This is a genomic window from Enterobacter cloacae complex sp. P17RS (genome assembly GCF_014895885.1).
Classification (GTDB): domain Bacteria; phylum Pseudomonadota; class Gammaproteobacteria; order Enterobacterales; family Enterobacteriaceae; genus Enterobacter; species Enterobacter bugandensis.
The window spans coordinates 138,292-151,261 of the sequence record NZ_JADBQK010000005.1 but is presented as its reverse complement, the minus strand read 5'-3'; the positions used below and the strand labels follow the sequence as shown (position 1 = coordinate 151,261).

The window sequence follows — 12,970 nt, the reverse complement described above, 5'->3', positions numbered from 1 at the left end:
CATGAGCGAAAAATACGTCGTCACCTGGGACATGTTGCAGATTCACGCACGCAAACTGGCTGCGCGTCTGATGCCTTCCGAACAGTGGAAAGGCATTATTGCCGTCAGCCGTGGCGGTCTGGTACCGGGGGCGCTGCTGGCACGTGAGCTGGGTATTCGTCATGTCGATACCGTCTGCATCTCCAGCTATGACCATGATAACCAGCGTGAGCTGAAAGTGCTGAAACGCGCTGAAGGCGACGGTGAAGGCTTCATCGTTATCGACGATCTGGTAGACACCGGCGGTACTGCGGTCGCTATTCGCGAAATGTACCCGAAAGCGCACTTCGTCACTATCTTTGCGAAGCCTGCTGGCCGTCCGCTGGTCGACGATTACGTGATTGATATCCCGCAGGATACCTGGATTGAACAGCCATGGGATATGGGCGTGGTCTTCGTACCGCCTATTTCTGGCCGTTAATTTCAGTACGTAACTTTACACGCCCGGCTATGCCGGGCGTTGTTCTTTTTATCCCGCCACGCGTTACAATGGGCACTATATGACGTATCCATGGAGGCAACGCAATGACGCAGGCAAATCTCACCGAGACGCTTTTCAAACCCCGTTTCAAACACCCTGAAACGTCGACGCTGGTCCGTCGGTTTAATCCGGGAACCATGCCTGCCGTCCAGTCTGCGTTAGACGGTAAAAACGTGCCCCACTGGTATCGCATGATTAACCGCCTGATGTGGATCTGGCGCGGTATCGATCCCCGTGAAATCCTCGACGTGCAGGCGCGTATCGTAATGAGCGAGTCGGAGCGTACCGACAGCGAGCTCTACGACACGGTGGTGGGCTACCGGGGCGGGAACTGGATCTACGAATGGTCTAAACAGGCGATGCTCTGGCAGCAAAAAGCCAGCCAGGAAGAGGATGCCACGCGAAGCGGCAAGCACTGGCTGCATGCGGCCAACCTCTACGCCATCGCCGCCTATCCGCATTTGAAAGGGGATGAGCTGGCCGAGCAGGCTCAGGCGCTGGCGAATCGTGCCTATGAGGAAGCTGCTCAACGTCTGCCGGGTCAGATGCGCGAGCTTGAGTTCGCCGTTCCGGGCGGTGCGCCCGTCACCGGGTTCCTGCACATGCCTGAAGGCGACGGCCCGTTCCCGACCGTGCTAATGTGCGGCGGGCTGGACTCTCTGCAAATCGACTATTACAGCCTGTATGAGCGCTACTTCGCACCAAAAGGGATCGCGATGCTGACGCTCGATATGCCTTCTATTGGATTCTCATCGAAGTGGAAGTTAACGCAGGATTCGAGCCTGCTGCACCAGCATGCGCTTAAAGCGCTGGAAAATGTTCCGTGGGTTGACCACACCCGCGTCGCGGCGTTCGGCTTCCGTTTTGGTGCCAACGTTGCGGTGCGTCTGGCTTACCTTGAATCTTCACGTCTGAAGGCCGTCGCCTGCCTGGGCCCGGTGGTTCACGCCCTGCTCAGCGATCCTGCCCGTCAGGGCAGCGTGCCGGAGATGTATCTGGACGTCCTTGCCAGTCGACTTGGCATGCATGATGCCTCAGACGAAGCGCTGCGCGTCGAACTCAATCGCTACTCGTTAAAAACGCAAGGGTTGCTTGGACGCCGCTGCCCGACGCCGATGCTGTCCGGTTTCTGGAAAAACGATCCGTTCAGCCCGGAGGAAGAGTCACGCTTAATCACTTCGTCATCTGCGGATGGCAAATTGCTTGAGGTGCCGTTCAGTCCGGTGTATCAGAATTTTGACAAAGCCTTGAAAGAGATCACGCGCTGGATCGCCCAGAGAGTGTGTTAATAGATTGCTAAATTTCGCTGGTTTGGTAAAACAGTGGCTTCACAAAAGGAGATCGCAATGACGTTACCGAGTGGACACCCGAAAAGTAGGCTGATTAAGAAATTTATGGCTCTCGGCCCGTATATTCGAGAAGAGCAGTGTGAAGAGAATCGCTTTTTTTTCGACTGCCTGGCTGTATGCGTCAACGTGAAGCCTGCACCCGAAAAACGTGAATTCTGGGGCTGGTGGATGGAAATGGAAGCAGAGGAGAAACGTTTTACGTATAGCTATCAGTTTGGCCTGTTTAACAAAGACGGTAACTGGCAGGCCACGACCATCAAAGATCAGGAAGTGATCGATCGCCTAGAATACACCCTGAAAGAGTTCCACGACAAAGCGAGCGCGCTGCTGGCCACCCTGGACCTTAAGTTCGAGCCTGCGGATGACTTTTCCAGCGAAGCGGTGAAGCTGACCGCGTAATGGTTTTTCCCTCTTCCTGTGGAAGAGGGCCGGGGTGAGGGCAGCAGACCGCATTTACCCAGGGCAAAAAAATCCCGGCTTGTATGCCGGGATTTTCTTATTTGGATAATCTTAGAACTGATACGTCACACCCAGCGCAACGATATCATCGCTGCTCACGCCCAGCTTATTATCGTCGTCAATCTGGTTGATTTTATAATCAACAAACGCGGACATGTTTTTGTTGAAGTAATACGTGGCGCCCACGTCAATATATTTCACGATATCTTCGTCGCCAATGCCTTCGATATCCTTGCCTTTGGACTGTACATAACCCACGGATGGGCGCAGACCAAAGTCAAACTGATATTGTGCAACCACTTCGAAGTTTTGCGCTTTATTTGCAAAACCACCGGAGATAGGGGCCATATTGCGGGTTTCAGAATAAATAGTGGCCAGGTAAATATCGTTCGCGTCGTATTTCAGACCGGTTGCCCAGCCCTCGGCTTTTTTACCTTCACCGCGCGCCTGCAGGTTCTGCGCGTTGGTGCGATCGGAGCTGGCATAAGCACCAATGACGGAGAAATCGCTGCCGCCGAAATCGTAGGCCAGAGACGTACCAAAGCCGTCACCGTTCTGCTTTTTCACGTCGCGGTTTTCGTTTTTGCCCTGGTATTGCAGGGTCATATCAAGACCGTCTACCATGCCAAAGAAGTCGGTATTGCGGTAGGTGGCCAGTCCGGAGGCACGTTTCGTCATGAAGTTGTCGGTCTGTGCCAGGCCGTCACCGCCGAACTCAGGGAACATATCGGTGTATGCCGCGACGTCATAAAGCGCGCCCAGGTTACGACCGTAATCCAGTGAACCAAAGTCTTTCAGTTTAATACCGGCGAACGCCAGACGTGTTTTCTGCGAGGAGTCGCTTTCAGCTTTGTTACCTGCGAATTCAGCTTCCCAACGGCCGTAGCCCGTCAGCTGATCGTTAATCTGGGTTTCGCCTTTAAAACCGAAACGAACGTAAGTCTGGTCACCATCTTTGGTGTCATCATCACTGATATAGTGCATAGCTTTCACTTTGCCGTACACGTCCAGTTTATTACCGTTTTTATTATAAACTTCTGCTGCGTGAACAGATGCGGAAGCCACCACGCCCATAACCACTAATGCCAGAGTGCTCTTTTTCATTTTCGATCCTGTCTTATAAACGCGCTTTAAAAATTCGCTGGACGATAAGCTGATGCTTAAGTCCCGTGAAAAAACAGGAAGGGTTTTATCGTTCTGGAATGAAACTTTTATGACAAACTAAGAATAATTTTAAAAAACTGTGATTTATTATTACGGTAATAAATTTGTCAAATTCTGCCGCTACGCTTCCTGATCCCGCGCAACAAAGTGCCTGGTGATGCACTAAGGCAGTTGGCAACCGGGCTGACTCCTGTTAAAACGTTCGTTCGACATTACTTTCCCTTATCGTTGAACGGCAGAGAATCATGAGTGACAGCCAGACGCTGGTGGTAAAACTCGGTACCAGTGTGTTAACAGGCGGATCGCGCCGCCTAAATCGCGCCCACATTGTTGAGCTTGTACGCCAGTGCGCTCAGCTGCATGCCGCAGGGCACCGTATTGTGATTGTGACCTCCGGGGCGATTGCCGCCGGGCGTGAACACCTGGGTTATCCCGAACTCCCCGCGACGATCGCCTCTAAACAGCTGCTGGCCGCCGTGGGACAAAGCCGACTCATTCAACTCTGGGAACAGCTGTTCTCTATCTACGGTATTCACGTCGGGCAGATGCTGCTGACGCGTGCGGATATGGAAGACCGGGAGCGCTTCCTGAACGCCCGCGATACCCTGCGCGCGCTGCTGGACAACAATATTGTTCCCGTTATCAACGAAAACGATGCCGTTGCCACCGCTGAAATAAAAGTAGGCGATAACGATAACCTCTCTGCGCTGGCCGCCATTCTGGCCGGGGCCGATAAACTCCTGCTTCTGACCGATCAGCAGGGGCTGTTCACCGCCGACCCGCGCTCCAACCCGGAAGCCGAGCTGATTACCGATGTTCATGGTATCGACGATGCGCTGCGCGCCATCGCCGGTGACAGCGTGTCCGGCCTCGGAACGGGCGGGATGGGGACCAAGCTGCAGGCCGCCGACGTGGCGTGCCGCGCCGGTATCGACACCATCATTGCCGCGGGCAGCCGCCCTGGCGTGATTGGCGACGTGATGGAAGGCATTTCCGTCGGCACCCGCTTCCACGCCCAGGAATCCCCGCTGGAGAACCGCAAGCGCTGGATCTTTGGCGCGCCGCCTGCCGGTGAACTCACCGTTGATGAAGGGGCAACCGCGGCGATTCTGGAACGAGGGAGTTCATTGCTTCCTAAAGGAATTAAAAGCGTGACAGGCAACTTCTCCCGTGGTGAAGTGATCCGCATCCGTAACCTGGAAGGTCGCGACATCGCGCATGGCGTAAGCCGCTATAACAGCGATGCCCTGCGCCGCATTGCGGGCCACCACTCGCAGCAGATCGACGCTATTCTGGGCTATGAATATGGCCCGGTTGCCGTGCATCGCGATGACATGATTATTCGTTAAGGAGCCAGAACATGCTGGAACAAATGGGCGCAGCCGCGAAGGCCGCCTCTTACAAACTGGCGCTCCTTTCCAGCCGCGAGAAAAACCGCGTGCTGGAAAAAATCGCTGATTATCTGGAAGCACAGTCTCAGGACATTTTGCTTGCCAACGAGCAGGATCTGCTGGAAGCGCGTCGAAACGGCCTGAGCGAAGCGATGCTCGACCGCCTGGCGCTGAACCCGGCGCGTCTTAAAAGTATCGCCGACGATGTTCGTCAGGTTTGTAATCTGGCCGACCCGGTAGGGCAGGTGATTGACGGTGGGCTGCTCGACAGCGGTTTGCGTCTGGAGCGTCGCCGCGTGCCGCTCGGCGTCATCGGCGTGATTTATGAAGCCCGTCCAAACGTGACGGTTGACGTCGCTTCCCTGTGCCTGAAAACCGGTAATGCCGCAATTCTGCGCGGTGGGAAAGAGACCTGGCGCACCAACGCCGCGACGGTGAAAGTCATCCAGCAGGCGCTGGAAGAGTGCGGCTTGCCGGCGGGGGCCGTGCAGGCGATTGAGAGCCCTGACCGCGCGCTGGTCAACGAGATGCTGCGCATGGACAAATACATCGACATGCTGATCCCACGCGGTGGCGCGGGCCTGCACAAGCTGTGCCGTGAGCAGTCGACCATTCCGGTCATCACGGGCGGCATCGGCGTATGCCATATCGTGGTGGACGACAGCGCCGAAATTGAGCCAGCGCTGAAGATTATCGTCAACGCCAAAACCCAGCGTCCAAGCACCTGTAACACCGTGGAAACGCTGCTGGTGCACCAGGGGATTGCGAGCGCTTTCCTGCCTGCTCTGAGCAAGCAGATGGCGGAGAGAGGGGTGACGCTGCACGCTGATACCAATGCCCTCGCGCTGCTCCAGGGTGGCCCGGCTAGCGCGGTTCCCGTAAAAGCGGAGCAGTACGACGACGAGTTCCTGTCGCTGGATCTGAACGTGAAGGTGGTTGCGGATCTCGACGACGCTATTGCGCACATTCGTGAACATGGCACGCAGCATTCTGACGCGATCCTGACGCGTACGCTGCGCAATGCCGATCGCTTTGTGAATGAAGTGGATTCCTCTGCGGTATATGTGAACGCCTCCACCCGCTTCACGGACGGCGGCCAGTTCGGACTTGGCGCAGAAGTGGCGGTCAGCACGCAGAAACTGCACGCGCGCGGTCCGATGGGCCTTGAAGCGCTGACCACCTATAAGTGGATCGGCTTCGGTGACGATACGATTCGTGCGTAAATAGTCACGGGTGATGCAAAAACAGCCGTTTGATTCAAAAGGGCATTGACGCATCATCCGGTTAGATCTAACCTTTTGCCCCGTGGTTACACTCGTAACCGGCCTCTCAGGGCCGATATAGCTCAGTTGGTAGAGCAGCGCATTCGTAATGCGAAGGTCGTAGGTTCGACTCCTATTATCGGCACTCACACAACAAAATCCTATAAAAACACTGACTTAAGGCGATTATCGCTCTCAAGGTATAATCTTTTTTTAAGGGATTCTATGACCAACAGTTGCCGCTATGGTTAACAGTGGCTACTCAGGGATGTGAGCACGTAGCGGCCTGTAGTTGTAAAGCTCGAACAGGTACAAAGCGTGAACAGTCCCCACGAACCGCTATCAACTCGAAGCTGATGACGCTGCCAATGTCTCTAAAACCTCCCGAAACAGATTGATCACACGCATTCAAGCCCGATGTGCGGCCTTGTGGCTGCGTAAACAGGTGAATAGTGGTAATGCTCCGGTAGCTACAGATCCGGCTCTGCCAGCGCTTCGCTCACGCTCCGAAAGGTACATGAGCACCCTGATAAGGTGTGATCCCTCTGACAATCTGATTTGGTCACTGGTGACTTTCGCAAAGCGAAACCAACCAGGTTGGCCAGATGAAGTCGCTACGCTCCGCTTGTCTTCTTACCACTAACGGGGCTTTATGGCTTCTATTGTCTGAAATCTGCTACATTGCACAAACATCATATGGATTACTGTAAAGTTCATCATTATGATTATGTGTGCCATTGCCAGTTAAGAAATGCGGAGAGGACAATATGGATGTTACTGATGAGGCTTTGTTGAGTTCTGGCTTTACACCATCGGATTTGAAGAAGATAAAGAACAACGTTGAAAGCTATGGTGGAACGTTGGGGAATGCAATCAGGGACCTGGCCAGGCGATTTATTCTAGCCGTGTGGGTTGTATCCGGTTGCCTTGCTGTATTCATTTTTCTTGTGATGTTCGCATCTGAGCAGAGTGTTTTCTCTGGTGCTATTGGCCTTTCTTGTGGCGCAGCGGTTGCAATTTTTATACAACCGCCTGTACTTGCTTATAAATCTTGGCGATTCTGTAGAGCGAACAAATCTTAATTAGTACTGTTATCAGTAGCCAGAAGATCAAAAATGACTTTCGCTTTGACACCATATCCAGCGATTTTCATCGTTAGCTTAGGCTTGCTCATTGTGTCAACTTTTCGGTAGTAATCACGCGGCAGCCAACGGAATAATCGCCAAGCTCCGGGTTTCCTTGCTAAGCCGAAGATACTATAGACACTCGCCCCTAGAGTCACCGTATTATAAAGAGCTAATCCACTTTTTGGGCTAAACCCCATAAATTGTGCGGTCTCCATTGCGCCATCAGCAAAAATCCCTTCCGATTTGGATTGTTCACCATAGCGAAGATGGCTTGCTTCTTTTGTTATACCGTTAATACCATCAACAAATAAAACGGCTCCTGCAAGAACTCCAACAGGGGTCATAGTGGACATCATAACCATCCCACCAAATAATGCTGCTCCAGATACCACTATATGGATTGCCGAAATAACGTATCCGACGATTTTATTGTTTTCCCTGACAAACTCGACCTTTGCATAAAGTTGGGCGGCTCTGGTTCTTAACAGGCGTTCTTGTTCTTGCAGATTATCTGTTTCGGCACGCAGATTTTTGATGCATGCAATGCATTCTTCATCGGTTTTGGCCCGTCGTGCAGTTTCAAATTCTTTCTCTACGACCTGCCTTATCTCTTCGACAAACTTGATACGTGTTATCCCATCTTGCAAATAGAATGCTGATAGCCGATTTGCAGTTTCGACGAGTTTCCGGGCTTCCAGATTTACCATGGTATCTGACCATGTTCTGTTCCAGCCCCTGTTGAGCAGCGCAATATCCATTAAAGACTCCTTCCCAAAATGTGTCTGGTCATTTTACGTGCAATAAGGTCGAAGATAACAGGAAATACTTTCACAACCCGCCCCCGTGGGTGTCCCGTTGTTTTATCCTTCCAGTTTACATTCTCCTGCTGAAAATATCCCCGCCTCTGTTGGACCGCTGCTAGGCCGTCAGCCCAGGCCCTCGGTGAAAAGCGCTTTTCTTCGCCAAATTGGCTTTTTTGGTCAGGTATTGCTTTTCGGCGCGTTGGCGTGAAGCGGGGTATACAACAGCGATTTGATCAACAGAAGGATAGCATTCGGGAGGATTTGAGGTGAGTTTACTTGTTCAAGGATTTTGGATGAGTTTGTCTGGTCACCCCACAACTTCAGGTTTCAGGCCTTTGATTCTGCCAGAGCATTAAACGCCATAAAAGCATATTTTTCTATTCACCAGCAGATGCAAAGTCACCACGGCGACGTTACCACAACGGGTAGAAGGTCTACCCTCACCTGGCGAAATTCTCCCGTCCTGGCGGTCATAGATGCGTATCTTTTTCCACACCAGCGCATGCAGTCCCATCAATCCCTTCTACGCTTCACCAGAAGCCCTCAGCGGCGATTTCTAGCACCAGATAGAACTGGCGTACCGATTATCCATGACTTCCCACGGCGCGATACAGGATTCACCAGAGGGCATCTGTCTTGATGACAGTACGTCGTCTTGCCCTTGAATAGCATTAAGTGTCGCCGCATAAGCAACTTAATCCTCGTCATCACTCTGTAATACCCTACGCAGGATTCGGCTCGATTCCAGTATCGGCAGATCTTCCATTAATAACGCCGATCGCGATGGCAATTTATTAAACAATCGCTCTGTTTGCGAGGCGAGATAGGCCACCAGAGGATGTGCGTCAGGGTCGCCTGAAATCAACTCCACGTTGTATTGCGTGACCGTGCCTTCACCAAAGACCCCCGAGCAGTAGGTGGTCCCGCCCAAGTATCTGAAGTCTTCAATAAAAAAGCTGAACATGCGCATTATTTTGTGAGCATCGCGTTGGTCAGTACGGTTGTCTGCTATCCGAAACAGTATGGTATTACCTTCAATGTCATATTGATAACGAAGGCGGTGCTGCTTAAATAGCAAGATAAGCAGTAAACGATTTATCCTCCTGAACTGTTCCGTCACCCTGACAACGTTGTTAATCATAGTATCTGACCGCTTTTTCATTTTCGCGTGGCGATGCGCCGCGCTTTTGCCGGGCCGAAGCTGTGGCTTTTCGATTCCCTGAAGGAGCTGAGCATCAATGACCCCATGTTCAATGACGTAATGAATATGCTTAATGGCGGGCTCCAGCGCCTCAATGGAAAACAGCTCGGTATAGCCGTCGCCGGCATCAATGCCCGTTTGATATTTGGCCAAAAGAAAATGCAGCATTTTTTCCAGCTTAAAGACCTCGGACTGTGGTAACGCAATGCGGTAAGAATGGGCATAATCCACATCGCCCCAGACCCGTTTTAGCGACTGAATGCGGTTATAGATATTATTGGCTTTACCCACTTTCATCATCTTTTTGGCCGGGAAAAGCAATAAATAGAGAAAAGAAGGGGTGTCCATAAAGCGCCTGTGAATGCGGTAACGGAAAAAGCAATGATAGAAGTTTTTTCATGCCAGGCGTAGCGCAGCGTTCACAATGCTGAGCGCTTCATGCTTAAGGCCGGTATAGCCCCAAAAGGCTATACCGCCACTCCCTCCTATCGTGCAATTAACGCAAACACGCCCCAGCCAATATATTCCCTTGTGTAAGCCACATGGCGCTTAGGCGCTGCCGTCAGCTCCGCGCGCACCTCCTGTGCAAAATCATCGTCGGGGTTTTGATCCAGCCAGCGGCGCAGGGTCATCCATTTCGCGGCTTCGTATCTGTCCCAGCCTTCCTGATCTGCCAGCACCATTTCGACCAGGTCATAGCCCTGGCGATCGAAAGACGCGACAAGGTCGGGCAGGGTGAGAAAGTCTGCCGTGGACGAGACGCCGCAAGCCCGAGCCGTCTCCTCCGTTGCGGGAACCTGTCGCCAGTAAGGTTCACCGATGAGCATGATTCCCCCGGGCTTAAGGCTTTGTGCCAGCAGTTCCATCGTCCCGGCAACGCCGCCCGCAATCCATGTGGCGCCAACACAGGCCGCCACGTCGCATTGTTCATCAGCCACGTAGCCAGCCGCGTCGTTATGCACAAAATGGACGCGTTCGCTGACGCCGAGCACCTCTGCGCGCCGCGTTGCCTGCGCGGTAAAGAGCGGGCTCATGTCGATGCCAATACCAGTAATTCCGTGATCGCGTGCCCAGGTGCAAAGCATCTCTCCCGAACCGCTGCCGAGATCGAGAAGGCGCGCGCCTGGCTTCATGCGTAACACGCGCCCCAGCGTGGCGTACTTTTCTGGCGTGAAGGGGTTATGAATGCGGTGTTCGCTTTCGCTAACAGTAAATATGCGTGGGATATCCATCATCCTCTCCTTAACGATTATCAGGCTGGGCACGGACGTTGTTCAGCCCGGTAGTATTAATGCGGTAGGGCTGACCGTTAACGGATTTGATCAGCTTTTTGGTTTTGAGTTTTTTGAAGACGGCGAGCGTGCAGTCGCTGAGCAATAGCCCTTCGCGGCTGTAACATTCAACGGCGGTGACGCGGCCGGACGTATCGCGGACGTGCACAATACGGCCACCTTTGGCGAGAACGTGTAAGGTACGCTGTTCCTGACGGGATAAATTCATACTGGAAAACCTGTTTAATCATCATGTGCAAAACGTGCAAACACACAGCGGTGTCCGCATTCGATTTCGGCGCATTGATAATCAGTCCGGCCTGAAAAGGTCGGGGAGCTGATTATCGGATGATTACATTCTCCAGCATCAAAGCCTCGGATTGAGTTGAAAGGTATTTACGGGGTGAATGATAACACCCGGTCATTGTATGTGTATACCCAGGGTTGAAAAGTGTGATCCCGGTAAGATCACACTGTACCGTTTTTTATATTTTTATCGATTTCAGCCTGTGGCTTTCCGAACAGATAGCCCTGCACGAGATCGCAGCCCAGCGCCTGAAGCCGTTCAAGCTGCGCTTCGGTTTCCACACCTTCTGCAATGACCCGCATATTGAGGCTCTTCGCCATGCCGGTTATCAGTTTAACGATATTAAGCGCATCGTCTTGGGTGGATATCGGATTCACAAAGGATTTATCAATTTTAATTTTATCAAAATTGAGTTCACTCAGCCTCGAGAGCGAGGAATAACCCGTTCCAAAATCATCAATGGAGATTTTTACCCCCAGCGATCTGAGCTTTTTGAGAATAGTGAGCGGCGTGTTGCTGTCACTGAAGAGCGAAGACTCCGTAACTTCCAGCTCAAGGCGGCTGGCCGGCAAGCCTGTCTCTTTCAGGATGGACTGAACCATTGCAGTAAATGATTTAGTCCCCAACTGAACAGGTGAGACGTTTACCGAGATTCTGGCCGGAACCGCCCAGGAAGCTGCCTCCCGGCAGGCAAGTTCAAGCACATTTTTGCCAATCTCATTAATCATCCCTGTTTTTTCAGCAACAGAAATAAAGTAATCAGGCGACAAAATCCCCTTTACTGGGTGTATCCAGCGAATAAGCGCTTCATAGCCGTAAATTTCATTGCTGAATGAATCGACAATAGGCTGGTAATAAACAACGAATTCATGGTTGCTGATCGCGAGAGCCATATCATGCTCAAGGGTTCTGCTTTCCTGCAGCTTCTGCAGCATCCACTGACGGAAGACTTTTATCTGCTGTGAGCCCTCTTTTTTGGCTTCGTAGAGGGCCAGATCGGCAAATTTATAGAGATAATCAGAGCGCCGCTCATTATCAGATAAAACGATACCTACACAGGTGGCAATTTTTATCAGCTGGTTATTGATCGTATAGGGCAGACTGATGTGAGCGCTGATCTCTTTGGCGCGCGAAACCGCCGCGTTCTCGGTCAGGCCGCTGGAGAGAAGTGCAAATTCGTCACCGCCCAGGCGGTAAAACGTATCCGTCGCGTTACTCATTGAGGTAAGCCGTCGGGATACCTGATTCAACAGTAAATCGCCGGCGTCATGGCCATAGGTATCGTTGACCTCTTTGAACCGATCTAAATCAAATAACATCACCGTGACAGGGGTATGGTTTTTATCTGCCTGAAGGGTAATTTTATTGAGATCGTCCCAGAAGAACAGACGGTTTTTCATGCCGGTAAGGGAGTCATGATACACATCATATTCCAGCTTCGAATTCTGTATTTGCAGTGTTTCTTTTGACCGCTGAAGTTCGTCAGCGAGGGTTTTAACCTGCATGTGGGCTTTAAGAATATTTTTATTCTGATAGATCATTAAGAATCCCAGAATAAAGCTTAATATCACCAGAAGTAACGAAAGTACGGAGTAAATATAATATAGGATCTGTATTTTATGGTTGGATTCATTAATTGTGTTAATATCTTTGGTTAATGCGCTTGAAGACAGTTGACTGAGCGGCGCGTCGAGCAGGTGCATATTTGCCAGGTACTTTTTTAATTCCTCATGGCTCATTTTTTCCAGGTTACTGTCCAGATACGCCAGTATTTCTTTCAGGCGTGCAGCGATCTCTTGATGCGTTTTATCGCTCTCAATATAGCGGCCTAAGTCTCCCCCGTTCAGTAACTCGCCCTGGCTGAGCATAATTTCGAGCCGCATGCGGGCCTGGTCTATCGTAACGTCATCGGTATCGGTTGCGTATAGACCAAGCCATGATTCAAATCGGTAATACTCTGATACCAGTTGAGCCACGGACCAGGACTCAGTGTAGTGAGTCAGTTTTTGCAGCTCTTGCTGACGATCGTAAACAAGAAATGCAATATATCCCGTCGTGATAAAAAGAGAAAAAATGATACCAACCAGTATCCTGTTCATTATGTTCTCCTGAACTG

Annotated in this window: 12 protein-coding genes and 1 tRNA gene; 7 read left to right on the top strand and 6 right to left on the bottom strand. The window is 51.6% G+C overall.

Annotated elements, in window-relative coordinates:
- Position 1 precedes the first annotated feature (1 nt).
- The 3 genes from gpt to crl all read left to right on the top strand — a co-directional run bounded on the left by gpt (position 2) and on the right by crl (position 2,268).
- Positions 2 to 460 carry a xanthine phosphoribosyltransferase gene (gene gpt / locus IM265_RS05395; RefSeq protein WP_003863205.1) on the top strand — a complete coding sequence of 153 codons (459 nt, stop codon included), beginning with the start codon at positions 2 to 4 and terminating at the stop codon, positions 458 to 460.
- Positions 461 to 564: 104 nt separating this feature from the next.
- Positions 565 to 1,809: an esterase FrsA gene (frsA, locus tag IM265_RS05390; RefSeq protein ID WP_028012084.1), complete on the top strand. Its 1,245-nt coding sequence runs from the start codon at positions 565 to 567 to the stop codon at positions 1,807 to 1,809.
- Positions 1,810 to 1,866: 57 nt separating this feature from the next.
- The gene (gene crl, locus IM265_RS05385) at positions 1,867 to 2,268 is read left to right on the top strand and encodes a sigma factor-binding protein Crl (RefSeq protein ID WP_008500249.1); all 402 of its coding nucleotides are present in this window, start codon (positions 1,867 to 1,869) and stop codon (positions 2,266 to 2,268) included.
- Between the two features lie 111 nt (positions 2,269 to 2,379).
- Here the strand turns inward: crl and phoE are convergent, their stop codons facing one another.
- On the bottom strand, positions 2,380 to 3,432 hold the full coding sequence (phoE, locus tag IM265_RS05380) for a phosphoporin PhoE (RefSeq protein WP_028012086.1): 1,053 nt from the start codon (positions 3,430 to 3,432) through the stop codon (positions 2,380 to 2,382).
- A 305-nt stretch (positions 3,433 to 3,737) separates the two neighbouring features.
- Here phoE and proB point away from each other — a divergent pair, with 305 nt between their 5' ends.
- From proB to IM265_RS05360, 4 genes are all read left to right on the top strand, one after another.
- Positions 3,738 to 4,841 carry a glutamate 5-kinase gene (gene proB, locus IM265_RS05375; RefSeq protein WP_014882684.1) on the top strand — a complete coding sequence of 368 codons (1,104 nt, stop codon included), beginning with the start codon at positions 3,738 to 3,740 and terminating at the stop codon, positions 4,839 to 4,841.
- Positions 4,842 to 4,852: 11 nt separating this feature from the next.
- Positions 4,853 to 6,106, top strand: coding sequence for a glutamate-5-semialdehyde dehydrogenase (proA, locus tag IM265_RS05370; RefSeq protein WP_193031439.1), 1,254 nt, complete (start codon positions 4,853 to 4,855; stop codon positions 6,104 to 6,106).
- Positions 6,107 to 6,217: 111 nt separating this feature from the next.
- Positions 6,218 to 6,290 (top strand) — tRNA-Thr (locus IM265_RS05365).
- A 622-nt stretch (positions 6,291 to 6,912) separates the two neighbouring features.
- Positions 6,913 to 7,227: a hypothetical protein gene (locus IM265_RS05360; protein ID WP_015673660.1), complete on the top strand. Its 315-nt coding sequence runs from the start codon at positions 6,913 to 6,915 to the stop codon at positions 7,225 to 7,227.
- On the opposite strand, the gene IM265_RS05355 is transcribed toward IM265_RS05360, so the two are convergent.
- From IM265_RS05355 to IM265_RS05335, 5 genes are all read right to left on the bottom strand, one after another.
- Positions 7,224 to 8,030 carry a DUF4225 domain-containing protein gene (locus IM265_RS05355; RefSeq protein WP_023306876.1) on the bottom strand — a complete coding sequence of 269 codons (807 nt, stop codon included), beginning with the start codon at positions 8,028 to 8,030 and terminating at the stop codon, positions 7,224 to 7,226. The two genes, IM265_RS05360 and IM265_RS05355, sit on opposite strands and share 4 nt — an antisense overlap.
- Before the next feature lie 739 nt (positions 8,031 to 8,769).
- Entirely contained in the window at positions 8,770 to 9,624 is an 855-nt protein-coding gene (locus tag IM265_RS05350) for a GIY-YIG nuclease family protein (RefSeq protein WP_193031437.1), read from the bottom strand.
- A gap of 137 nt (positions 9,625 to 9,761) precedes the next feature.
- Positions 9,762 to 10,508 (bottom strand): cyclopropane-fatty-acyl-phospholipid synthase family protein, encoded by a 747-nt coding sequence (locus IM265_RS05345; protein WP_193031474.1) that lies wholly within the window; start codon positions 10,506 to 10,508, stop codon positions 9,762 to 9,764.
- A 10-nt stretch (positions 10,509 to 10,518) separates the two neighbouring features.
- A complete protein-coding gene (locus tag IM265_RS05340) occupies positions 10,519 to 10,776 on the bottom strand; it encodes a YjhX family toxin (protein WP_028012097.1) in 258 nt (85 codons plus the stop codon).
- A 239-nt stretch (positions 10,777 to 11,015) separates the two neighbouring features.
- Positions 11,016 to 12,953 (bottom strand): bifunctional diguanylate cyclase/phosphodiesterase, encoded by a 1,938-nt coding sequence (locus IM265_RS05335; protein WP_047367578.1) that lies wholly within the window; start codon positions 12,951 to 12,953, stop codon positions 11,016 to 11,018.
- Between the last annotated feature and the right edge of the window lie 17 nt (positions 12,954 to 12,970).

Bases quoted from the DNA above. Each gene is read 5' to 3' on its own strand.
- gpt (WP_003863205.1), top strand. From the start codon at position 2: ATGAGCGAAAAATACGTCGTCACCTGGGACATGTTGCAGATTCACGCA.
- frsA (WP_028012084.1), top strand. From the start codon at position 565: ATGACGCAGGCAAATCTCACCGAGACGCTTTTCAAACCCCGTTTCAAA.
- crl (WP_008500249.1), top strand. From the start codon at position 1,867: ATGACGTTACCGAGTGGACACCCGAAAAGTAGGCTGATTAAGAAATTT.
- phoE (WP_028012086.1), bottom strand. From the start codon at position 3,432: ATGAAAAAGAGCACTCTGGCATTAGTGGTTATGGGCGTGGTGGCTTCC.
- proB (WP_014882684.1), top strand. From the start codon at position 3,738: ATGAGTGACAGCCAGACGCTGGTGGTAAAACTCGGTACCAGTGTGTTA.
- proA (WP_193031439.1), top strand. From the start codon at position 4,853: ATGCTGGAACAAATGGGCGCAGCCGCGAAGGCCGCCTCTTACAAACTG.
- IM265_RS05360 (WP_015673660.1), top strand. From the start codon at position 6,913: ATGGATGTTACTGATGAGGCTTTGTTGAGTTCTGGCTTTACACCATCG.
- IM265_RS05355 (WP_023306876.1), bottom strand. From the start codon at position 8,030: ATGGATATTGCGCTGCTCAACAGGGGCTGGAACAGAACATGGTCAGAT.
- IM265_RS05350 (WP_193031437.1), bottom strand. From the start codon at position 9,624: ATGGACACCCCTTCTTTTCTCTATTTATTGCTTTTCCCGGCCAAAAAG.
- IM265_RS05345 (WP_193031474.1), bottom strand. From the start codon at position 10,508: ATGGATATCCCACGCATATTTACTGTTAGCGAAAGCGAACACCGCATT.
- IM265_RS05340 (WP_028012097.1), bottom strand. From the start codon at position 10,776: ATGAATTTATCCCGTCAGGAACAGCGTACCTTACACGTTCTCGCCAAA.
- IM265_RS05335 (WP_047367578.1), bottom strand. From the start codon at position 12,953: ATGAACAGGATACTGGTTGGTATCATTTTTTCTCTTTTTATCACGACG.